General features: G+C 67.3%; 20 protein-coding genes and 1 tRNA gene. 9 read left to right on the forward strand and 12 right to left on the reverse strand.

All coding sequences use genetic code 11. The annotated features are described in order from the left end of the window. Positions 1-3 precede the first annotated feature (3 nt). From ACTWQN_RS31880 to ACTWQN_RS31895, 4 genes are all read left to right on the forward strand, one after another. Positions 4-759: a FadR/GntR family transcriptional regulator gene (locus tag ACTWQN_RS31880; protein WP_443207337.1), complete on the forward strand. Its 756-nt coding sequence runs from the start codon at positions 4-6 to the stop codon at positions 757-759. 539 nt (positions 760-1,298) lie between these two features. Beyond that, a complete protein-coding gene (locus tag ACTWQN_RS31885; protein ID WP_443207338.1) occupies positions 1,299-2,813 on the forward strand; it encodes an alkaline phosphatase D family protein in 1,515 nt (504 codons plus the stop codon). Between the two features lie 564 nt (positions 2,814-3,377). After that, entirely contained in the window at positions 3,378-4,766 is a 1,389-nt protein-coding gene (locus ACTWQN_RS31890; RefSeq protein ID WP_443207339.1) for a purine-cytosine permease family protein, read from the forward strand. A 343-nt stretch (positions 4,767-5,109) separates the two neighbouring features. Next, complete coding sequence (locus tag ACTWQN_RS31895; RefSeq protein ID WP_443207340.1) at positions 5,110-5,964, forward strand: NPP1 family protein; 855 nt, start codon at positions 5,110-5,112, stop codon at positions 5,962-5,964. An 88-nt stretch (positions 5,965-6,052) separates the two neighbouring features. Here the strand turns inward: ACTWQN_RS31895 and ACTWQN_RS31900 are convergent, their stop codons facing one another. From ACTWQN_RS31900 to ACTWQN_RS31915, 4 genes are all read right to left on the reverse strand, one after another. Continuing rightward, the gene (locus ACTWQN_RS31900; RefSeq protein WP_443207341.1) at positions 6,053-6,301 is read right to left on the reverse strand and encodes a hypothetical protein; all 249 of its coding nucleotides are present in this window, start codon (positions 6,299-6,301) and stop codon (positions 6,053-6,055) included. Between the two features lie 477 nt (positions 6,302-6,778). After that, positions 6,779-7,057 (reverse strand): hypothetical protein, encoded by a 279-nt coding sequence (locus ACTWQN_RS31905; RefSeq protein ID WP_443207342.1) that lies wholly within the window; start codon positions 7,055-7,057, stop codon positions 6,779-6,781. A 552-nt stretch (positions 7,058-7,609) separates the two neighbouring features. Continuing rightward, a complete protein-coding gene (locus ACTWQN_RS31910; protein WP_443207343.1) occupies positions 7,610-8,953 on the reverse strand; it encodes a cation:dicarboxylate symporter family transporter in 1,344 nt (447 codons plus the stop codon). A gap of 42 nt (positions 8,954-8,995) precedes the next feature. Continuing rightward, entirely contained in the window at positions 8,996-10,162 is a 1,167-nt protein-coding gene (locus ACTWQN_RS31915) for a mandelate racemase/muconate lactonizing enzyme family protein (protein WP_443207344.1), read from the reverse strand. A 108-nt stretch (positions 10,163-10,270) separates the two neighbouring features. Between ACTWQN_RS31915 and ACTWQN_RS31920 the strand changes: the two genes are divergently transcribed. Further along, complete coding sequence (locus ACTWQN_RS31920) at positions 10,271-10,978, forward strand: GntR family transcriptional regulator (RefSeq protein ID WP_443207345.1); 708 nt, start codon at positions 10,271-10,273, stop codon at positions 10,976-10,978. A gap of 40 nt (positions 10,979-11,018) precedes the next feature. Next, positions 11,019-11,312, forward strand: a complete 294-nt coding sequence (locus ACTWQN_RS31925) for a YciI family protein (protein ID WP_443207346.1) — start codon at positions 11,019-11,021, stop codon at positions 11,310-11,312. A gap of 70 nt (positions 11,313-11,382) precedes the next feature. Here the strand turns inward: ACTWQN_RS31925 and ACTWQN_RS31930 are convergent, their stop codons facing one another. The 3 genes from ACTWQN_RS31930 to ACTWQN_RS31940 are packed head-to-tail and all read right to left on the reverse strand — an operon-like array spanning position 11,383 to position 13,430. Further along, complete coding sequence (locus tag ACTWQN_RS31930; RefSeq protein WP_443207347.1) at positions 11,383-12,204, reverse strand: ABC transporter permease; 822 nt, start codon at positions 12,202-12,204, stop codon at positions 11,383-11,385. Beyond that, on the reverse strand, positions 12,164-12,973 hold the full coding sequence (locus ACTWQN_RS31935; RefSeq protein ID WP_443207348.1) for an ABC transporter ATP-binding protein: 810 nt from the start codon (positions 12,971-12,973) through the stop codon (positions 12,164-12,166). Before ACTWQN_RS31935 ends, ACTWQN_RS31930 begins: the two co-directional genes overlap by 41 nt. Further along, positions 12,897-13,430: a MarR family winged helix-turn-helix transcriptional regulator gene (locus ACTWQN_RS31940; protein WP_443207349.1), complete on the reverse strand. Its 534-nt coding sequence runs from the start codon at positions 13,428-13,430 to the stop codon at positions 12,897-12,899. Before ACTWQN_RS31940 ends, ACTWQN_RS31935 begins: the two co-directional genes overlap by 77 nt. A 157-nt stretch (positions 13,431-13,587) precedes the next feature. On the opposite strand from ACTWQN_RS31940, the gene ACTWQN_RS31945 reads away from it, so the two are divergent. Further along, positions 13,588-14,265, forward strand: a complete 678-nt coding sequence (locus ACTWQN_RS31945) for a dihydrofolate reductase family protein (RefSeq protein WP_443207350.1) — start codon at positions 13,588-13,590, stop codon at positions 14,263-14,265. 90 nt (positions 14,266-14,355) lie between these two features. Here ACTWQN_RS31945 and ACTWQN_RS31950 read toward each other — a convergent pair whose 3' ends face one another. The 3 genes from ACTWQN_RS31950 to ACTWQN_RS31960 all read right to left on the reverse strand — a co-directional run bounded on the left by ACTWQN_RS31950 (position 14,356) and on the right by ACTWQN_RS31960 (position 16,615). Next, complete coding sequence (locus tag ACTWQN_RS31950) at positions 14,356-14,973, reverse strand: TetR/AcrR family transcriptional regulator (protein ID WP_443207351.1); 618 nt, start codon at positions 14,971-14,973, stop codon at positions 14,356-14,358. Between the two features lie 196 nt (positions 14,974-15,169). Beyond that, the gene (locus ACTWQN_RS31955) at positions 15,170-15,985 is read right to left on the reverse strand and encodes an SDR family NAD(P)-dependent oxidoreductase (RefSeq protein ID WP_443207352.1); all 816 of its coding nucleotides are present in this window, start codon (positions 15,983-15,985) and stop codon (positions 15,170-15,172) included. A gap of 557 nt (positions 15,986-16,542) precedes the next feature. Then, positions 16,543-16,615: transfer RNA gene (locus tag ACTWQN_RS31960), tRNA-Arg, on the reverse strand. 240 nt (positions 16,616-16,855) lie between these two features. On the opposite strand from ACTWQN_RS31960, the gene ACTWQN_RS31965 reads away from it, so the two are divergent. Then, complete coding sequence (locus tag ACTWQN_RS31965; RefSeq protein ID WP_443207353.1) at positions 16,856-17,773, forward strand: cation diffusion facilitator family transporter; 918 nt, start codon at positions 16,856-16,858, stop codon at positions 17,771-17,773. 163 nt (positions 17,774-17,936) lie between these two features. Here ACTWQN_RS31965 and ACTWQN_RS31970 read toward each other — a convergent pair whose 3' ends face one another. Both ACTWQN_RS31970 and ACTWQN_RS31975 read right to left on the reverse strand, forming a co-directional pair. After that, the gene (locus tag ACTWQN_RS31970) at positions 17,937-18,662 is read right to left on the reverse strand and encodes a DUF305 domain-containing protein (RefSeq protein ID WP_443207354.1); all 726 of its coding nucleotides are present in this window, start codon (positions 18,660-18,662) and stop codon (positions 17,937-17,939) included. Continuing rightward, positions 18,619-19,404, reverse strand: a complete 786-nt coding sequence (locus ACTWQN_RS31975; protein ID WP_443207355.1) for a thioredoxin-like domain-containing protein — start codon at positions 19,402-19,404, stop codon at positions 18,619-18,621. The genes ACTWQN_RS31970 and ACTWQN_RS31975 overlap by 44 nt, the downstream gene beginning before the upstream one ends. 214 nt (positions 19,405-19,618) lie before the next feature. Here ACTWQN_RS31975 and argS point away from each other — a divergent pair, with 214 nt between their 5' ends. Beyond that, positions 19,619-21,280 carry an arginine--tRNA ligase gene (argS, locus tag ACTWQN_RS31980; protein WP_443207356.1) on the forward strand — a complete coding sequence of 554 codons (1,662 nt, stop codon included), beginning with the start codon at positions 19,619-19,621 and terminating at the stop codon, positions 21,278-21,280. Positions 21,281-21,293 lie beyond the last annotated feature (13 nt).

Genomic DNA, 21,293 nt, shown 5'->3' on the forward strand with positions numbered 1-21,293 from the left:
AGCGTGAGTTCCGCAAGCCAGAGCTCATGGGAGCCGGTGCGCAAGGTCCGCACCTACGAGCAGGTCATGGCGCAGATCGAGCAGCGCATGCTCGACGGCCTGCTCGCACCGGGCGACCGGCTGCCCAGCGAACGCGAACTCTCCCATCTCCTCGGAGTCAGCCGCCCATCGCTGCGCGAATCGCTTCGTGTGCTCGAAGCGCTCGGCATCGTCGAGGTTCGGCCTGGTCGAGGCCCCGACGGAGGGACGGTGTTCGTCGGCCGCCCCGGCGACGGTTTTGCGATCCTGCTGAAGATGCAGTTGGCGCTCGGTCATTTCAGCGATACCGATGTGATCCGTACCCGGCTCATGTTGGAGGAGTGGGCGGTCGCCGATGCGGCGCGCAACGCTACCGTGCAGGACCACGAGGCGCTGCGCATGATCCTGGACCAGATGGACGTGCCGGAGCTGACCGCTCGCGACTTCAACCGGCTGGACACCGAATTCCACGTTCGAGTCGCCGAATCCACCGGGAATTCGCTGGCCTCGTACTTGATGAGTTCGCTGCGCACCGCCATTCAACGGCAGATGATCGACGCATACGAGCGGCTGGCCGACTGGCGGAAGACCGCGAAGACGGTGCGCGCCGAACACCGCGGCATCCTGCGGGCCATCGAGGGCCACGACGTGGCACGGGCCGTCGAGCTCGTACGCGGCCACATCAACGACTTCTACGAGATCGGACCGCTCAACGGAACGCCTGCCAGGCCGGGGCGTTGACCAGGCCTGTCCGCCGCTGATCGGCAGGCTCTGGTCGGTCGGCGCCCTCCTCGCGACGCGAGACGCATCCGTCAGCTGTGCTGCCGGTTTCATCGCCGGTGTGGGTCCGCAGCCGTGACGCTCCGGTCCGGGGTGGTGCTGGATTTTTCGCTGCGGGCTTGATCCCTCGGCCCGCAAATCGTAAGCGCCACCATGCGCGGGTATGGCGCAGAACGGCGTGGCCAACGCGTAGCCCGATCCTGGCCAGCGCATCGACTCCTGCCATACCACCAGCATCGTCATGGGCAGTCTGTCTGCGCTCACCGACACACCGTGACCGACGCATCTGTCTCATCGACGACGGCCACAGTGGACTGAACTGATAACTGGCGGTGCTCACGGCGCGGATCCGCTCAGGAGCTGGGAACCTTCCTGCCAAAAATGACAGGAAGGTTCCCATGCTGCATCTCGGTCGGCTGTGTGGTGTTCATGGCGGGCGTGCCAGCTGTTCATGTCTGGCTGCTTTTCTGCTGGCAGGTTGAGTGTGGGGAGGGGCCGGGGTGATCCGGATCGGACGGCGGGGTGTGCTCGGGGTTGGGCTCGGTGCTGCTGCGGGCCTCTACTTCGGCACCGGCGTCGCCGCCGGGGAGTGGGACAGCTATCCGTTCACACTCGGTGTCGCATCCGGTGCGCCGACTCCAACGGGAGTCACGCTGTGGACCCGACTGGCGCCGTCTCCGCTGGAAATCGACGGCGGCCTCGCCCCGCGTGCGCTGCCGGTGCACTGGCAGGTCTCCGACGACGAGCGGTTCACCACCGTTGTTCAGCAGGGCACCGCGATCGCGTACCCCGAGGCCGCGCACAGCGTGCGTGTGGACGTCACCGGTTTGGCGCCGGATCGCTGGTACTTCTACCGGTTTCGCTGCGGCAGGGCGCTGAGCCGGGTCGGCCGCACCCGGACTCTGCCGGCAGCGGGTGCGGCGGTGTCCGCACTGCGGATGGCGATCGCGTCGTGCCAACGATTCGAGGACGGCTACTACACCGCCTACCGCGACATGGCCGCCCGGGACCTCGACCTCGTTCTGCAGGTCGGCGACTACATCTACGACGACGTCTTCACGACCGGTGTCCATCCGCGGCTTGCCGAGATTCCCAACCACCTGCGGGCGACAGCGACCGACCTGCAGTCCTACCGCCTGCGGCATGCCCTGTACCGGCTCGACCCAGATCTGCAGGACGCCCACGCGGCCGCGCCTTGGCTGGTGATTCCCGACAACCACGATGCGGTCGAGGACGGCGACCCGGCCCTGCTGCAACGTCGTGCCGCCGCCTACCAGGCCTACTACGAACACCTCCCGATGTCCGCTGCTGCCCACCCGGACGGCCCGAGCATGCGAATCCACCACAGCGTCGATTTCGGCGGGCTGGCCCGGCTGCATCTGCTCGACACCCGCCAATTCCGAGATGACCAGTACGTTTGCGGCACTGAACTGATCGGGGCGGCCTGCGCGGCGCTCGATGATCCGCAGCGGTCGATGCTCGGTGCGAACCAGGAGCGGTGGCTGCGCCGGAGCCTGGGCCGCACCGGCGCGGCGTGGAATCCGATCGTGCAAACCGTGCTTTTCGCGCCGTACGACTTCGCCGCTGGTGCGGACCGGGAGGTGTATTACGCGTCGTGGGATGGCTATCCAGCGGCCCGGCAGCGGCTGTTGGACGATCTCGCCGCGACACGGCCGCGTAATCCGGTGATGCTCTCAGCCGACTGGCACACCGCGTGGGTGAACAACGTTCCGGCTGACCGGAACCTCGACGGCCCGCCAGTGCTGACCGAATTCCTCACCACCGGTATCAGTTCGGCGGCCGCTTTCACCTCGAACCTGACCAAACAGTCGTTGCCGGAGAACCCGCAAGTCCGCTTCTACGACGAGAACTGCGGATACACGCTCTGCACGATCACTGCCTCCCAATGGCGCACGGATTTCGTCGCCGCCGACACCGGCAGCCGCGACGGCTCCGTGCACACCATCTCGTCCTGGGTGATCGAATCGGGCCGCGCGCAAGCCGACCAACGGTGAATCACGGGACGCCGTAGGCAGCAGGAAGCGGATCGGGAGTTCCACCAGCCCCTGCGGCCCGTAGCCGCCTCCGCTTCCGAGTTGCGACCGCATCCGGCAGTTGATCTAGCCGTTCTCGTCGACCGTCTCGCCTTCGAGCATGAACAGCGGTCCGGCGCGCAGGAAAGACTGATTTGCCCGGATTGGCTGCCGTGTTTTCGCAGCATGGGAACCTTCCTGTCACCCCACCGGCCTGGACGTGGGAGTGGTTCGGCTGTTGTGCGGCCCTGGTTGCCATGGCCGCACTAGGTCGGTGGGTGCCTCGTATTGGCCTCCCGGAGACTGCTTCGTCGGAGAATCCCCCAGGCCTCTGCGGCGCTCGGGCTGGTGCCAGAACCCTCTGGCGGGCGGCACCTTCCGGTTCGTGCGCCCTGTTTGAGCCGGGGGCTGCCCGGGGTCCGTACCGAGTCGGGGTGGCTCGTCGTGTCTGGGATCCTGGACAGCGGGTGCGGGGTGGCCATTGCTGTCGGGGGGTGCGCGGCGACTAATGGAACGAACTGAACGTCGCCGTCGCGAGGAGGTCAAATGGCGGGAGGACTGCAGGTCGAACGCAGGTCGATCGACCCCGTTCCGGACGGCGAACGGCATGGCCACCCGCGCAGCCTGTTCACGCTGTGGTTCGCGGGAAACATGCAGATCACGGCGGCGGTGACGGGTGCTCTGACGGTGCTCGTGGGCCTGCACCCGCTGTGGGCGCTGGTGGCCGTCGTGCTGGGCAATGGCATCGGTGCGGTGCCGATGGCGCTGCACGCCGCGCAGGGCCCCAAACTCGGCATCCCGCAGATGATTCAAAGCCGCGCCCAGTTCGGCGTGTACGGCGCGGTGCTGCCGTTGATCCTCGTCGTGCTGATGTACCTCGGCTACTTCGCCAGCGGCAACGTGCTGGGCGGTCAGGCGCTCGCCGAGATCACCGGTCTGCCGGTGGACCTGAGCATCCTGCTGTACGCGGGGCTTTCCGCGCTGATCGCGATGGTGGGCTACCGGCTGATCCACCGATTCGGCTGGTTGACGTCGCTGGTGTCGGTCGTGGTGTTCGTGTACCTGACGATCCGGCTGCTCACCACCCACGACCTCGGCCCGGTGCTGGCCAATGCGCATCTGGATCTGCCCGCGTTCCTGCTGGCGCTGTCGCTGACGGCGTCCTGGCAGCTCACATTCGGCCCGTACGTTGCGGACACCTCGCGGTACCTCCCGGCGACGACCTCGATTCGCGCCACTTTCTGGTGGACCTACGGTGGTACCGCGATCGGTGCGACCTGGGCGATGTCGTTCGGCGCGCTGGCCTACGCGGTCGCTGGCTCGGCGTTCAAGGGGCACGAGGTCGCCTACGTGGTCGGCCTCGGCGGGCAGGGCCTGGTGCTGCCGCTGCTGATGGCCGTCGCGTTGGGCAAGTTCACGGTCAACGTGCTCAACATCTACGGCGGCTACATGACCGTTGCCACCACGATGACCGCATTCACCCGGAAAGTCATGCTCTCGCCGCGCACCCGAATCGTCTACATCGGACTTTTCGGGGTGTTGGGCGGTGTCGCGGCGGTGCTGGGCCGCGGTGACTTCCTGTCGAACTTCGTGCTGTTCCTGCACTTCCTGCTTTATTTCCTGACTCCGTGGAGTGCTATCAACCTGATCGACTTCTACCTGCTGCGCAAGGAGAACTACGACCTGGCGGACATGTATGACCCGAACGGGCGTTACGGGCGTTGGTGCGGCCCGGCGCTGGTGGCATATTTCTTCGGCATCGTGGTGCAGATCCCGTTTTCCAACGCGGAAGGGGTCTTCACCGGTTTTCTGGTGCCGCTGCTAGGTGGGGCCGATATCGCCTGGTTGTTCGGCCTCATCGTGCCGGGCCTGGTCTACTGGGCGGCGATGCGCAACCGCATCGACCACGTGCAGGCCGCAACACTGACGTCCTGAAACCGCATCGGGCGTGTTCTAGCGGCCACCGGCGAGAATATGCCCGGACCAGCGGAATTACCGGAGTTCCCGATTTTCACCACGGCAGCCGCCACGCGAATTGCCTGACCGTGTCTGGCACGGTTCCGCAATATCTGGCGCTGTCGCGTTGACCTGCGAGTCGGCCGCTGCGGCGCGGCCGCCGGGCGGTTCATGTGCCGAATTGAATATGGGAAATATTCGAGCGAACCCTCGGCGAGATCGAGCCGATCTTTTCTGTTCAACTCGAATTCGCCGTTCAGGTCTGGGAAAGCAACTATGATCAGCCGGGTCCTGCCGACAAGATCGAGAGGTCGTAGTTGCGATGGACACAGTGGACGGAATACGAAAGACGCAGATATTACGGCTTTTCCGCCGTCAAGAGGAATCCCCTGGCGAACGCAAGAGGCCGCGGCGGGCCAGGAAGTCCTCGTTCGCCATCCGCGCCTTCGCCGGTGCCGCCGTGCTGCTCCTGGCGATCCCCCCGGCGTATGCCTTCGCGGATCCGCCCGCCGCGCTGCCCGGTAGCGCTGCGGAAGCCGACGCCAAATGGCAACCGGCTTTCGACTACGACGGAGACGGCTGTTACCCCACCCCCGCCATCGGCTCCGATGGCACGGTGGCCCCGGGGTTGGAGCCCTCCGGCGCGGTCAACGGCAACTGCCACGACCAGTCCGATCTCGACAACACCAACTCCTACTCCCGCTCCAAGTGCAACCAGAACGGTTGGTGCGCCTACCTCTACGACCTGTACTTCGAGAAGGACCAGGCCGTCGACGGCAGCGGTCTCGGCGGACACCGGCACGACCTCGAACACGTGGTGGTGTGGGTCTTCCAGGATCAGGCGCAGTACGTTTCGACGTCGGCGCATGGCGACTACTCCACGTACCCCAGTTCCCAGGTCGCCTGGGAAGGTACCCATCCGAAGGTCATCTACCACAAGGACGGTATCGGCACCCACGCGTTCCGCCTGGCCAACATGGACGAGCAGCCGGAGAACCACTACGGGACGTGGCAGTACCCCGATTTGGTCAGCTGGGACAACTTCCCGGCCGGTATCCGCGACACGCTGACATCGGCTGACTTCGGCAGCGCCAGCCTGGCGATCAAGGACAGCGCTTTCGCTGGCAACCTTGAAAACGCAAAGCCGGAAGGCATCCCGTTCAACCCCAACGAATGATCCATGCGCCGCACCGGGAGCCGCCGCCAACTAGCAGCGGCGCCCGGTGCGGCACCTGGCGGCTTCACGCATCGAAGATCGACGCGCTTCATCCGGTCGAACTTTCGATGTCGTCCCGGAGCTTGTCGACCACACCAGAGAAGGGTGGGCGGCGCTGTGAGGATGGGCGAACGCCTCGGGAGATCGCCGACGGCGCCCTGGCTGCCTTGCCCCAGGATGCCGCCGGTCCCGCGATGAGATCGGTTGGCGCAGATCGCAGATCGAACAGCGAGATGGGCAGGTCAAAGCCGTCGAAAGCTGCATTGATGCTCGTCGAGGGCAACGTCCGCTGGCGCATCGAAACATCCCAGCCGTAAGGCTCCTGGCTTCACGGCGTGACCGCGTAGCGATCTCATCGCCTTGCGCCGCTGCTCGGTTTGCCCGACTCCGCGCACTCGGCGGCGAGTCGAGCGCGGTCGCTCGACGACAACGCTGAGGATCTGGTCCTTGAAGGGCGTGCGAATTGGCGTGCGCGGCGCCTCACCGGGGCGCACGCACGTGCCCGATCCGCGAGGAAGGGAACCTTCCTGTCACTACCCGGCCGACGGCACCCTGTCTTACCTGAGGAAGGGAACCTTCCTGTCATCCCAGCGCCGCGAGACTCGTGAGTGTTTGGTCCGGCGAGATGTTCGTGGCAGAAGCCTGCCATGTTGATCTTCCCGTCCACGGCCATCCTCGTGACCGCAGCGGCGAACTCGGGATCCATCGAAAGCTCTGCTCTGCCCATCGCCGCATGATCACCACAACAGCCCTGACCACTACGACGACGGGCCGATCAGTGCCCGCGAGGTCCTGAGGCACCAACTGTCAGCGATGTCCTCAACTTGAGCATCCGGCAAGGACCAGGCTCCCCACTCACGAGCGCGTACTGCCGAGATCTCGATCCGCGCGCCTGCTTCAACCGGTAGAACTCGGACATGTCGTGGTCGCCTTCGCCGAGGCAGACCACGCGAGCATTCCCGATCAGATCGCGAAGCGCTTCGAGGTCGGAGGCGTCAGTGGAGTCGGGATCGGCGGTGGTGATCGCCCGGACGATGTCTTCCAATGAGCTCACGGCTCGCGCTCCACACGAAGTTCGTCCGAGCAGGCCAACCAGGGGCATACACCGACGCGGTGTCCGCGTACGCCGCGCGCAGAGCCGTGACGAACTGCGCAGCGCGGGTCCTGCGATCAGCGTTGAGGGTTTGTCCTTGAAGCGGCTGTGCGAGGATTCGACCAACCGACTTCGCGCGAAATCGCAACCCGCCGCCCACGAGAAGCGGCGATTTCGCGCGAAATCGTCCTCAAAACGCGTTCAGGAACGGATTCGAAGAGCTCGGTGCTGGGCGGGCAGAGGACCGAGCGGTTAGGCGTCTAGCCGGGATAGTCCTGGCGCCGGGGTTCCAGCGGGAGCAGGCCCGCTCGTCGCGGAGGCGCCGCGCGAAGCGGCAGGCCGCCCAGGGAGTGGCCGCCCAGGGAGTGGCCGGCCAGCGGGTGCGGGGCCGAAACCCAGCGCAACAGGTCCGCAGTTCCTCACTGACCTCGGCGGCGCCCGACGGCGAAACCGGGCCGGGCGGGTGGAGCTGGCGAGGAATCGTCAGCCCCACCCGGCTGTGGAATACCGACTTCAGCTCCTCGGGGTGGCCTCTTCGACCGCGGGCTGCTCGGTTTCCTGCTCGGCGGTTCCCGCACTGAGCACGCGCCGGGCTTTGCCCTGGTCGAAGTCGTTCTCCCACTTGCCGACGACGATCGCGGCGACGGCGTTGCCGAGCACGTTGATGAACACCCGGCCTTCGTTGAGGATCCGGTCCACGCCGACGATCAGGGCGAGCGCGGCCAGCGGAATGTGCCCGACCGCTGTCATGGTGCTCGCCAGGACGATGAACGCGCCGCCGGCGATACCAGCGGTGCCCTTGCTGGTCAGCATCATGATGCCGACCATCACCAACTGCTGCTGCCAGCTCAGGTTGATGCCGACGGCTTGGGCGAGGAACAGCGACGCCATCGTCAGGTAGACCGCGGAACCGTCGAGGTTGAACGAGAAGCCCGCCGGGATCACGATGCCGACGACGGGGCGACCGATGCCGAGGATTTCGAGCTTGCGCACCACCTGCGGGAGGACCGCCTCGCTGGAGCAGGTGCTCAGGGCCACCAGCAGCTCGTCCTTGAGGAAGCGCATCAGACCGAACAAGCTCAGCTTGCAGGCCCGCATGACCGCGCCGAGTACCACGATGATGTACACGACGCAGGTGGCGGTGAACAACGCGATCAGGTAGCCGAGCTGCTGCAGGCTGCTGGCGCCGTAGGTGGCGACGACCGTCGCCAGCGCCCCGAAGGTGCCGATCGGGGCGAGGCGCATGACCCACCCGACGATCCGGAAGACGACCACGGACAGCGCGGAAATGCCGCGCGTCAGCGGTGCCGCCGCCGGGCCGCTGACGTTGAGCGCCACCCCGAACACGATGGAGACCAGCAGTGCGGCGAGGATGTTGTCGCTGGTGATCGCGCCGAAGAGGTTGTCGGGGATCAGGCTCGAAACAAATCCGGAGAAGCTCGCGTGCTGCTCGGTCGCCGCTGAGGGGACCGCCCCGGCATCGAGGGTCGCCGGATCGATGTGCATCCCGGCGCCGGGCTTGAAGATGTTCGCGACCACCAGCCCGATCAGCATGGACACCAGCGAGAACACTATGAAGTAGCCGATCGCCTTGACGCCGATGCGGCCGGCTTTGCGGAGGTTGTCCATCGCGGCGATGCCGGTGGTCACCACGCAGAACACGACCGGGATCACGATCATCTCGACGAGGGCGATGAACCAGTCGTTGAGCGGTTTGAGGGCGGTTCCGACATCGGGCAGCAGGAGGCCGACGGCGATGCCGAGCACCGCTGCCACCACCACCTGGAACCACAACTCACGGAGAAGCTTGCCGAACCGGGACCGCTGCGGGCGGTCGGCTGCGATCGTGGACGACATCCTGTGCTCCCTTGCACGACGGTTGGAAGATTGGTCGGGGCCTCAGTTGTGCAGTTCGCGCAGGACGCGGTGGAAAGCCGCTTTGCCTTCGAACCCGATTCCGGGCGTCTCGGTCAGTCCGACGTAGCTGTCGCGGACCACCGCGTCGTCGGCGAAGCCGCCGGTGGGTTGGAACTCGCCGGGGTAGGACTCGTTGCCACCGAGCTTGAGCGCCGCGGCGATGTGCAGTGAGAACTGGTGCCCGCCGTGCGGGATGCAGCGGCGCGAGGACCAGCCGTGGGCGCGCAGCATGTCCTGGATCCGCAGGTATTCGACCAGCCCGTAGCTCAGCGCCGGGTCGACCTGGATGAAGTCGCGGTCCGGGCGCAGCCCCCCGTAGCGGATCAGGTTGCGGGCGTCCTGCAGCGAGAACAGGTTTTCGCCGGTGGCCAGCGGTCCGCTGTAGTGCTCGGCGAGGGTGGCGTTGAGCTGGTAGTCCAGCGGGTCGCCGACCTCCTCGTACCAGAACAGGCCGTAGGGCTCGATCGCGCGCGCGTATTCGAGCGCGGTCGCCAGGTCGAACCGGCCGTTGACGTCCACGGCGAGCCGGGAGCCGTCGCCATCGAGAACTTCGAGGACCGCATCGATCCGCTTGAGGTCCTCGGTCAGGTCCGCCCCGCCGATCTTCATCTTCACGACCCGGTAGCCCTGGTCGAGGAAGCCCCGCATCTCGTCCTGCAGCTCGCGCAGGCCCTTGTCGGGGGCGTAGTAGCCGCCAGCGGCGTAGACGAACACCGAGTCGTCGGGCTGGCCGTCGCCGTAGCGTTCGGACAGCCAGCGGTAGAGGGGTTGACCAGCGATCTTGGCGGCGAGGTCGAACAGCGCCATGTCGACGACGCCGACCGCCACGGACCGCTCGCCGTGGCCGCCCGGTTTCTCGTTGCGCATCATCACGTCCCACGCGCGGGCCGGTTCGAACTGGCCGTCTTCGGCGAGCAGCGTCTCCGGCTCGGCGGCGAGCAGCCGGGGGATGACTCGGCGGCGGAGGATCTCACCGGCGCTGTAGCGGCCGTTGGAGTTGAAGCCGTAGCCGACCACCGGTTCGCCGTCACGCACCACGTCGCTGACGATCGCCACGATCGAGCAGTCCATCGCGGTGAAGTCGATCCAGGCGTTGCGGATCGAGGAACTGATCGGGACGACGTCCTCGTGGACAGAGACGATCTTCATCGGCGATCTCCTCGTAATTTATAATCTATTTTATAAGATGCGAGGATGCTACGATCGCGCTGAGCTTGAACACAAGCCCCAATTCGCGAACGGAGGCGACCGGAGGCGATGACCAGCACGAATGTGTTCTCCAGCAAGAGCGACGTCGCCTACGTCGAGCTCCGCGAACTGATCCTCACCGGTGCCCTGCTGCCCGGTTCACGGCTGGCCCAGCACGACCTCGCCGGATCGTTGGGCATGAGCATCACGCCGCTGCGCGAGGCGATCCGCAGGCTCAGCAGCGAAGGCCTGGTGGACCTCGACGCCCACCGGGACGCCCGAGTCGCTCGGATGAGCGCCACCGAGGCCCGCCAGCTGTTCGAGGTCCGCCTCTCCCTCGACCCGAGCGCCGCGGAACTCGCCGCGACCCGCCGCACCGACGACGACATCGCCGCGATGCGCGGCGCCGTCGAGCGACTGCTGCCCGTCACGCGGACCTGGGGCGAGGAAGCGCTCACCGCGCACCGGGAATTCCACCGCGCCCTCTACCTCGCCTCGCACAACGATGTCCTGATCCGGCTGCTCGACGACCTGTGGGACAAATCCGACCGGTACCGCCGCGTCGGCCTGGAACTGCCACCCGGCGACGAGCCCCGCACCAGGGACCTCGATGAACACCACCAGCTCCTCGAACTCATCCTCGCCGGAGACGGACCCAGCGCCGCGCAACTGATGCGCGACCACATCACGCGGAGCTTGACCGCCTCGGCCATCAACGCGCTGGAGCAGCGCGAGAACCTGCCGAGCCACGCCTACTTCCACCCCACGCCCAGCTGAACCGCCACCGGGAAACCAACCAGGTCGGAAGGATCCACCAGTGACCGTCTTCGCCGTGACCTACCGCTACACCGACGACACCGCCACCCGCGACGAGTTCCGCGCCGAACACCGCGACTACCTGCGCGGACTCGCCGAGCGCGGCATCGTCGCGGTCTCCGGGCCCTACAGCGCCGACGAGCAGCAGGGTGCCCTGCTGCTGTTCAAGGCCGCCACCAAGGACGAGGTCCGCGCCCACGTCGAGAAGGACCCGTTCAGGATCCGGGGCGTGATCGCGGAGGTCACGGTCACCGAGTGGGAGCCGCTGATCGGACCGCTGGCCAAGGAGTTCTGAGCGCCCACCGCGCCCCGTCCGCGGCCCAGGTGACCTTTGTGGACGGTCATGGCCGGGCCGCGCCAGCACCTCACCTGGCCAAGCGCCCCAGCAGGGCGGACGCCACGCTGATCATCACGCCCGCGGCCACGATCAGAACGCCGAAGTCCAGCGCCAAGTTCGCGGGGGTGCCGATCAGCAACCCGCGCAGCGCGTCGACCTCGTAGCCGAGCGGGTTGATGTAGTTGATCACCTTCAGCCACTGGGGCATCAGATCGGCCGGGTACAGGGCGTTGGAGGCGAAGAACAACGGCATGGTGATCGCCTGCCCGATCCCCATCAGTCGATCCCGCGACAGCACCAGCCCGGCGATCGTGATGGACAGGCAGCAGAAGAACGCCGAGCCGAGGACCACCACCACGGCCATCCCGAGCAGTTTCAGCGGATTTCCGGTGAGGCCGACGCCGAGCAGCGCCGCGAGCACCAGTACCACCAGCGCCTGCACCAGCGCGCGTACCCCGGCGGCGAACGCCTTGCCGGTCACCAGCGCGACTCGCGGGGTGGGTGTGACCAGCAGTTTCGCCAGCACCCCGGCGTCGCGCTCCCAGATGATCTGGATGCCGTAGAAGATCGCGATGAACAACGCCGACTGCGCGAGGATGCCCGGTGCGAGGTAGTCGAGGTACGGGGTGTTCCCGGTTGGGATCGCCCGCAGCCTGGTGAACACCTGGCCGAAGATCAGCAGCCACAGCGCGGGCTGGATCGCCCTGGTGAGCAACTCGGACCGGTCGTGGCGCAGCTTCTGCAACTCGACCAGGCACATCGCCGCGGTGCGCGACAACACCAGGCCCGGCAGGCTTCGCCGCACCGGCTCAACCGAGGCGGCTTGAGGTACGTCGAGTCGAGCGGACATTCCGCATCCCTTCCCCTGTCTCGGCGTCGAAGGCGTCGTCGCTGATCGTTCGGAAGACGTCGTCGAGCGTGGCCTCGGGTCCCACGACGGATTTGAGTTCCGCCGGAGTGCCCAGCGCGCGAATCCGGCCGCGGTGCATGAGCGCGATCTGCTCGCAGTGCTGGTCGGCCTCGTCCATGTAGTGCGTGGTCACCAGCACGGTCATCCCCGTCGCGGCGCGGATCTCGTGGATCCGCTCCCACACGCCCTCCCGGGCGATCGGGTCGAGCCCGATCGTCGGCTCGTCCAGCACCAGCAGCTTCGGCCCGCTGACCAGCGCCTGCGCGAGTTCGAGGCGGCGCACCATGCCGCCCGAATAGGTGCTGGCCTGACGTTCGGCGGCGGAAGTGAGGCCGACGGCCTCCAGTGCGGTGCGCACGGCGGATCGTCGCTGCGCGCGGGGCACGTCGAAGAGCCGGGCGAACAGCGCCACGTTCTCCCAACCGGTCAGCGTCCCGTCCGCCGACAGCTGCTGCGGCACGTACCCGATGAGTCGTCGCGCCGCGAGCTTGTGGCGCGCCACGTCGACGCCGAAGATCTCGACGGTTCCGGCCGCGGTGGGCAGCAGCGTGGTGATCGCCCTGATCGTGGTGGTCTTGCCCGCGCCGTTGGGGCCCAACAGTCCGAACACCGCGCCGGCGGGGACGGCCAGGTCAATCCCGTCGACCGCGACGTGCTCGCCGAACGTCTGCCGCAGCCCCGTGCAGCGGACCGCCATCGGTTCGGTCATCGGCACTGCTCCCTTCCAGGTCCTCGACCAACGCGTTCAACCCGCGCAACGCACCGGCAATCGCCTTTTGGTCCACTGTGGATAGATTCGCGAAGGCCTCGCGGACGAGGTCGGTTCTCGCGTGCCGCCAGGTCGTGAGCCGATGCGCGGCGGCATCGGTCAGGCGCAGCCGGACCACGCGGCGATCGTCGGGATCGGTCTCGCGGTGCAGCATGTCGACTCGGGCGAGCTGGTTGACCAGGGTGCTCACGGAGTTCGCCGCCAGCCGCAGCTGCAGGGCGGCGGCGGCCACGCTGATGCCCGGCCGCTGCTCGACGACCCGCAGCAGTTCGATCTCAGCGCCTCGCGGGTGCGGGCCCGGCAGCTCGGCGCGAAGGCTGCGCCGCACCACCCGGCGCAGCGCCGTGGTCACGGTCATCAGCTCGTCGGCGACGGTCAACGGGTCCGCATCGCTCACCTTGGCAGAATAGCTCTCATTGAGAGGCATTCGGCAGTTGCTTCGGACACAGCCCGGTTGGCCAGCGGTGGCGTTCCGGCGAACCCGAGCCCGCGGAAGGCGCCATGCGGACTCCGCCGGTCCGCGCTGAACTCCGGGGCTGGACCCGAGATCGAAGGTGAGCGCCGGTGACCGACGCGCGCCGATGAGTTTCGGGAGGCAGCGTGGTCTGCATCGCCGACGTGCTGTGCTGGGAGGCTTGATGTCGAAAGTCGTTGCCGACATATCCATGTCGCTTGACGGATTCGTGACGGGACCGGATCCCGATCCAGAACACGGCCTGGGCCGTGGTGGCGAGTCGCTGCACGCTTGGGCCGTGGCTTCCAGCGATGACGTTGACGCTGAAGTGCTCCGCGAGACCGCGGAGGAGACGGGCGCGGTGGTGATGGGCCGTCGTCTCTTCGACTTCGTGGACGGGCCGCACGGTTGGAACGACGACATGGGTTACGGCGCGAAGCTGGCGGCAACCCCGCCTTTCTTCGTCGTCACCCACGCCGCTCCAGCCGAATTGCGCCTGGGCCTCGACTTCACCTTCGTCACCGCTGGTCTCAAAGCCGCCATCGAGCAGGCATGCGCCGCTGCCGGGGCCAAGAAGGTGTTCGTCATGGGCGGTGGTGATGTGATTCGCCAATGCGTCGATGCGGGTCTGGTCGACGAGCTTCGAATACACCTCGCACCCGTCGTGCTGGGGTCCGGCATCGCGCTGTTCACGGGATGTCAACGACGCCAGTTCACGCAGCGTTCAGTCCGGGTGTCCTCGACGGCGACACATCTGAGCTACGACCTGCGCGCCTGAACCGACCATGGCCACGGTCATGGCTGGGTTTCCGGTAAGAACCGGGATTTTCATTCAAGAGCGCGAACTGTCGAGCTCCGCGACGTCTCGCTACCGAGCGGCTGCGCGGCTCGGCGCGTGTAGTCGCAGCTGTTCGATGTTGTAGTCCAGAGCTGCTTTCAGATGGTCGCTGCGGCCGGTGGAGAGCATGAGCGTCACTCCTCCTTGCAGTGCGCTCAGCAGCGCCGCGGCGGCCCGCTCGACGTCGAACGACTCGGGCAGCCGACCGTGTTGCTGGAGCGATCGCATGCCTGCGGCCAGCGCGTTCTGCCACCTCCGCATCAGGCCGCGGACGATGGCCTGCGCACCGGGTGTGTGCCGGCCGATCTGCAGGAACAGCGAACCCAGCGGGCAGGTGTCGCCCATTGCCGTGTAACGCTTGATCAGCGCGTCCCGCCACTGGTACCAGGCGGTCCACGTCGACAGGTCGCCGAGGTAGGGCTGTTGATCATCCAGCACCCGCTCGGCCTCGTACTCGGCCACCGCGAGCAGCAACTGCTCCTTGCCTTCCGGGAAGTAGTGGAACAGCTGGCTCTTGCTGGTCGCGGTGTGGGTGCGGATGTGGTCGAGAGTGGTGTTCTCGACGCTGTGCTCCCGGAGCAGTTCCGCCGCGCCCTCGATGATGCGCGCACGCGTCGCCGCGCCCTTGGCTGTCAGCACTTTCCCCATGCGCCTGGCTCCCCGCGTATTTCACCGTGAATTCCCACGCTAACGACCAGCAGAGTGGACTGGCAAGTCCAGAATGTTGTGCGGTAGGTCGCCGATGCAGGGGTCGCGCTCACTGCGCGCGACCCCGTGCTGGCGTGCGGACAAGCCGGAGAACTCGCCTCCTGGGCTCGAATCCTGGATGTCGTTCCGCGCGCCGTCAGCTGTTGTCGTGGACCGGCTGCACGTACCAGCCGCCGTCGAGTCGGAGGGTCGCGCCGGTGAGGTAGTTCGCGGCCGGGCTCGCCAGGTAGGCCACCGCGGCGGCGATCTCCTCGGGGCGGGCAACCCTGCCGACGTCGTTGGGCCCGAGCGCGCGCACGACGTTCGGCTCGATCTCCTCCCAGGTTTCACCCATGTTGTTCGCCTTGCCGAATCCGAAGAGCATGTCCTTGATGGCATCGGTGAGGATGCCGCCAGGTGCGACGGTGTTCGACGTCACCCCGGACTCGCGCAACTCCCGCGCGAGCGACTGCGACAGGTTTTCCCGCGCGGCATTGGTGGCGTTGTAATGCGGCTGGGATGCCGACGGGAGCGAGCCGGTCACGCTGCCGATCTGGATCACCCGACCCCACCCGCGCTCGCGCATCGCGGGCACGAGTCGCTGGATCAAGCGAACGCTCGAAATGACGTTCACGTTGTACAGGTCGGCCCAGTCGGCTGGCGTGGTGGTCGTCCAGCTCTTCTGCATGTCGAAGACGCCGACGTTGTTCACCAGGATGTCGACCGGGCCATCACCGAGTGCGGCGGTCGCGACCAGGTCGGCGCCGGCGTCGGTGTCCAGGCTGGCGATCGCGAGGGTGGCCGCTGCGCCAGTTTCCCGGATGGATTTCGCCACCACTGCGGCCCTGGCCTCGTCGCGGCCGTGGATGACGAGGTCTGCGCCTTCGGCGGCGAGGAGCTTGGCGATCGCCGCACCGAGACCGGAGCTCGATCCGGTGACGAGCGCTCGCTTGCCTGCTAACTGGAAGTCCACTGCTGTCTCGTTTCTTTCGGTTTGCCCAGTAGTCGCGCGAGGTGCGCTTCGCTGCCAGGGTGCTGACCGAAAAATGGACCTGCAAGTCCAGAAACTCAGGGGAGTGCTCCGCCGGGAAGTCAGGGATATGCGGGGCATAACCGGCACAGGTTGATCCCGACACTCGATGGCTGGAGCCTTCGGGGCTCAGCCGCGCACGTCGGCCGCCGCGGTGCTGACGACTTCGGCGAGCAACTCCGGTGCGGCGCAGCCGCCGCGCAACCAGTAGGGGGCCGAGGTCCTAACGCGAGCGCCTTGTCCGGGAGAGCTCCAGCGGCTTGCTGCGGGAGCGCCGCCAACGGCCGCAGGATGCTCGGTCGGGGTGGTGCTGACGATCTGCGCGCCCTGCTGCACGGGCAGGCCATGATCGCGCGGCGTTCGTCGCGCGCCCGAGCGCCACGTGTCCACGCATTGCCCGCGGACACCGACAGAACGCGGCAGCCAGTGGCCTATCAACAGACCGACCCCCGGCGGCTTCATGCCTGCTCAGGGGTCGATTGAAGTGGTTCTTGCTGGGGCGCCCTCGGCAGGACTCGAACCTGCGACACCTGCCTCCGGAGGGCAGTGCTCTATCCGCTGAGCTACGAGGGCTTGTCGCTGCGGACGATCGTCAGCCTAGCGCATCCACCACACCGCCTTCGGTGGGGGGCGACTTACCCCACCCCGCACATTCACCGCCGCTTCGCGGGCCAGAAGGAGCATGGGAACCTTCCTGTCACCGGTGACAGGAAGGTTCCCATGCTCGCGTCCTTGGTCGGGGCGCTGTGCTTGACACCTGCAATCATGCATATTTCACTATGTATTAGGAGCGGGTGTTGAGGAGGGCAGCCGATGGGTCAGGGCCACGGGCACGGTTCGGCCGCCGACGCGGTCAGCGCATCCGGCCGCTACGTGCGGAGGTTGGCTGCGTCGTTCGCGATCCTGCTCGCGTTCTTCGTGCTCGAAGCACTCGTCGGATTCTTCACGTCCTCGCTGGCACTGCTTTCCGACGCGGGGCACATGCTGACCGACGTGCTCGGCGTCGGCATGGCACTCGCCGCGATCACGGCCGCGCGCAGACCAGTCGAAGGCAAACGGACCTTCGGCCTGTACCGCATGGAGGTTCTGGCCGCACTCGCCAACGCCGTGCTGCTGTTCGGCGTCGCCGGTTACATCCTCTACGAATCCATCGCCCGCTTCCGGCAACCGCCGGAAATCGCCGGAATGCCGATGATGTTGACCGCCGCCGCAGGGCTGGTCGCCAACCTCGTGGTGTTCGCACTGCTGCGGCGTGGCGCCAACGAGAGTCTGAACGTGCGCGGTGCCTACCTGGAGGTGCTCGCGGACACGATCGGCTCCGTGGGTGTGCTGATCGGTGGCGCGGTGAGCTGGGCGTTCGGCTGGTACCTGGCTGACCCGATCGTGGCCGTCGCGGTCGGGCTGTTCGTGCTACCGCGAACCTGGAAGTTGGCCCGCCAGGCCCTGCGAATCCTCGTCCAGCAGGCTCCCGAAGGAGTGGACGTGCAGGAGTTGCGCGCCGATCTCGCCGCACTGCCATCGGTCACCGAAGTGCACGACCTCCACGTGTGGACCCTCACCTCCGGCATGGAAGTCGCCTCGGCCCACCTGACCACCGGTGCCGCCGCCGATCACAGCGGCGTGCTGGTGGCGGCGCAGCGTCTGCTGGCCGAGCGGTACCACATCGACCACGCAACCCTGCAGGTCGAACCCGCCGAATGCGCCAAGCGCTGCCAAGCCCTCACCTGGTGACCTCCACCGGAAGTGACAGGAAGGTTCCCATGTTGCGGTCAACGGGACGCGGACGTCCCGAGGTGGCGCCCGGCGAGTGACAGGAAGGTTCCCATGCTCACGTCAACGGGCCATGGGTGGTCGGTGGCGCCCGGCGAGTGACAGGAAGGTTCCCATGCTGTGGTCAGCCGAGGGGTTGGGCGCCTCGTTCGGTGAGCATGGTGCGCATCAGGGTGCTCTCGTTGCGCTGGGAGCCGAGCATGTTCTTCGCCAGCTCGCGCACCGCCGGAACGGCTGAGTGCAGCGAGGCGTACTCGGCCATCGCGGCGCCGCCCTGGTGGTGCCGCAGCATCAGCTGCAGGAAGTAGACGTCGAACTCCGGCCCGCGCAGCGACTGCAGCCGGGACATGTCCCCGCTGCTGGCCATACCGGGCATCAGCCCGCCCGATGGCGCACCGGTGGCCGCGACCTGGTGGTCGTGGCCACCGTCGGGGGTCATCCACTGCATCAGCGGACCGGTGGCCTGCGCGGGCTGGCCCCACAGGCTCAGCCAGCCCTGCATCCGACCGATCTGATCACGCTGGTTGGTTTCGATGTCGAACGCCAACTGCCGCACCGAGATGTCGGCGGCGCGCTCGCGCGCCAGCGTCGCCATGGTCACGGCCTGCTGGTGGTGCATCGACATGTCCTGGGCGAACCCGATGTCCACCGCGGTCGGCTGCGGTTCGGCGCGGTCGAAGGACGGCACCCGGATCAGCAGACCGAGCGCCGCCCCCAACAGCAGCAGCGCCACCGCCGCCGCGACGGCCACGAAGATGCGCACCGGCAGCGCCCGCCGGGCGGCAGATGCCTCACCGGACACCGCTTTACTGACCCATCTCGCCGGTTGCCGACGTGGCGCCGCGGCCATCCATGGTGACCGCGTCCGGGCCGGGCTGGGTCGGGTCGAACTTCGGCGGGTTGTTCGTGTCGAACGCGCCCGGGTAGGCCTGGCAGGAGCCGCCGACCTCCGGGTAGACACCGTTGTTGTTCAACCGCAGCGCGGTGATGAACTGGTCGATGCGCTGATCGTCGGCGTTGTCGACCTTGAGCTGGTGGCCCCAGGACTGCAGCGAGACCGGGCTGTCCAACCCCGGGTACGGCGACATCATCGTGTACGGCTTGCCCTCGACTCGGGCCTTGAGCCGCTCCAGGCCCGCCTCGTCGACCCGGTCCGGGTTGTAGGCGATCCAAACCGCGCCGTGCTCCAGCGAGTGGACCATGTTCTCGGTGCGCACCGCCTCCGGGTAGGCCACGCCGGTGCAGTCGGCCCAGATGCCGTCGTGCGGGCCGCCGAAGGGCGGGGTGTGGTCGTAGGCGACGCGCTGGTCCGAGCGAATGTGGACCTGCCCCTGGTAGTTGACGATGGTGATGCCGGGGATCGTCTTGGACGGGTCCGGGTTCTGCGCGGACGGCTTGAACGCGGCGGTGGCCGCCTCGGCCGCGGCCTGGGCCTGCCGGACGGATTCCTGCGCGGACCACCGGTTGAACGCGTAGCCGAAGATCACGGCCGCGAACACCACCACGACGGTGACTCCGGAGATCAGCATCCAGGGGATCGACCGCTGATGCACCACGGCGCCGCGCACCGCTTTGCTCTTCCTGTTCGCCATGCTGTTCGCAAACCTCGTCTCGCCAAGAATCACCGGGGGGACCCGGCACGCCAGTGTAGAGATTGCGGACGCGGCGGGGGGCCGCTCGTCCAATGCTCGCCACCACACGTTCTCACACTTGCGTGATGATTCGATCACACGGCGTGTCGTGTCCGCCTCGCCGCAGCCCAACCCGTTGGCTGAGCAGCGGCGACGCTTCCTTAGACTGCATAAGGTGACTCCCGCCGTGCTCGCTGAACTGGTTCGCAACACCGCCGTCGAGGTGCTTTCCGCCCGGAAGCTGGACGCCTCCGTGCTGCCCGAGGCGGTGACGGTCGAGCGACCCCGAAACCCGGCGCACGGCGACTACTCGACCAACGTGGCGATGCAGGTCGCGAAGAAGCTCGGCGTGTCGCCCCGGGATCTCGCGGGCTGGTTGGCCGAGGCGCTGACCGGGCAGGACGCCATCGACACCGTCGACGTCGCCGGGCCGGGTTTCCTCAACCTGCGGCTGGCCGCCGACGCGCAGGGCCAGATCGTGCGGGAGGTCCTGGGCCGCGCCGCCGACTACGGCAACGGCCAGCGGTACGCGGATCTGAACGTGAACCTGGAATTCGTCTCGGCCAACCCGACCGGTCCCATGCACTTGGGCGGCGCCCGGTGGGCAGCGGTCGGCGACGCGCTTGGTCGAGTGCTGGCCGCGCAGGGCGCCGCGGTGACCCGCGAGTACTACTTCAACGACGCGGGCGCGCAGATCGACCGGTTCGTCCGGTCGCTGATCGCCGCCGCGCAGGGCGAGCCCACCCCGGAGGACGGCTACGGCGGCGACTACGTCGGCGAGATCGCCGCCGCGGTGCTCAAGGCCGAGCCGAGCGCCCTGGATCTGCCCGCCGAGCAGCGCCACGAGACGTTCCGCCGCGTCGGCGTGGGCTTGATGTTCGATGAGATCAAGCAGCGCATGCACGAGTTCCGCACCGACTTCGACGTGTACTTCCACGAGGACTCGCTGCACACCTCCGGTGCGGTGGCCGAATCCGTCGAGAAGCTCAAGAAATCCGGTCACCTGTACTTCTCCGACGGCGCCTGGTGGCTGCGCTCCACCGAGTACGGCGACGACAAGGACCGGGTGGTGATCAAAAGCGACGGCGAGCCCGCCTACATCGCAGCCGACGTCGCCTACCTGCGGGACAAGCGCAACCGCGGCTTCGACCTGTGCATCTACGTGCTGGGCGCCGACCACCACGGCTACATCGCCCGGCTCAAGGCCGCCGCGGCGGCGCTCGGCGACGACCCGGACGTGGTCGAAGTCCTAATCGGACAGCTGGTGAACCTGGTGCGCGACGGCAAGCCGGTGCGGATGAGCAAACGCGCGGGCACCGTCGTGACGATGGAGGACCTGGTCGACGCGGTGGGTGTGGACGCCGCCCGCTACTCGCTGATCCGGTCCTCCGTGGACGCCACGCTGGACATCGACCTGGACCTGATCAGCAAGCGCACCAACGAGAACCCGGTCTTCTACGTGCAGTACGCGCACGCCCGACTGGCCTCGTTGCAGCGCAACGCGGCCTCGCTCGGCATCGAGCGGGGCCCGGTGGACGATGCCGACCTGTCGCTGCTCACCCACGAACGTGAGGGCGACCTGATCCGCACCCTCGGCGAATTCCCGCGCGTGGTGCTCTCGGCCGCCCAACTGCGGGAACCGCATCGGGTGGCCCGCTACCTGGAAGACGTGGCCGCCGCCTACCACAAGTTCTACGACGCGTGCCGCGTGTTGCAGCCCGGCGACGACCAGACGAGCCCGTTGACCATCGCCCGGCTGCAGCTGTGCGAGGCGACCCGGCGGGTCATCGCCAACGGTCTCGCACTGCTCGGCGTCAACGCCCCGGACAAGATGTAGCGCCCGCGAGGAG

Source organism: Saccharopolyspora antiqui (genome assembly GCF_052246905.1).
Taxonomy (GTDB): Bacteria; Actinomycetota; Actinomycetes; order Mycobacteriales; family Pseudonocardiaceae; genus Saccharopolyspora.

Excerpts from the sequence above, each read along its gene's own strand:
- ACTWQN_RS31950 (WP_443207351.1), bottom strand. The coding sequence starts at position 14,973 with ATGGGGAAAGTGCTGACAGCCAAGGGCGCGGCGACGCGTGCGCGCATC.
- ACTWQN_RS31965 (WP_443207353.1), top strand. The coding sequence starts at position 16,856 with ATGGGTCAGGGCCACGGGCACGGTTCGGCCGCCGACGCGGTCAGCGCA.
- ACTWQN_RS31935 (WP_443207348.1), bottom strand. The coding sequence starts at position 12,973 with ATGACCGAACCGATGGCGGTCCGCTGCACGGGGCTGCGGCAGACGTTC.
- ACTWQN_RS31890 (WP_443207339.1), top strand. The coding sequence starts at position 3,378 with ATGGCGGGAGGACTGCAGGTCGAACGCAGGTCGATCGACCCCGTTCCG.
- ACTWQN_RS31920 (WP_443207345.1), top strand. The coding sequence starts at position 10,271 with ATGACCAGCACGAATGTGTTCTCCAGCAAGAGCGACGTCGCCTACGTC.
- ACTWQN_RS31930 (WP_443207347.1), bottom strand. The coding sequence starts at position 12,204 with ATGTCCGCTCGACTCGACGTACCTCAAGCCGCCTCGGTTGAGCCGGTG.
- ACTWQN_RS31975 (WP_443207355.1), bottom strand. The coding sequence starts at position 19,404 with ATGGCGAACAGGAAGAGCAAAGCGGTGCGCGGCGCCGTGGTGCATCAG.
- ACTWQN_RS31910 (WP_443207343.1), bottom strand. The coding sequence starts at position 8,953 with ATGTCGTCCACGATCGCAGCCGACCGCCCGCAGCGGTCCCGGTTCGGC.
- ACTWQN_RS31900 (WP_443207341.1), bottom strand. The coding sequence starts at position 6,301 with ATGCGCCAGCGGACGTTGCCCTCGACGAGCATCAATGCAGCTTTCGAC.
- ACTWQN_RS31895 (WP_443207340.1), top strand. The coding sequence starts at position 5,110 with ATGGACACAGTGGACGGAATACGAAAGACGCAGATATTACGGCTTTTC.
- ACTWQN_RS31970 (WP_443207354.1), bottom strand. The coding sequence starts at position 18,662 with ATGGCCGCGGCGCCACGTCGGCAACCGGCGAGATGGGTCAGTAAAGCG.
- ACTWQN_RS31915 (WP_443207344.1), bottom strand. The coding sequence starts at position 10,162 with ATGAAGATCGTCTCTGTCCACGAGGACGTCGTCCCGATCAGTTCCTCG.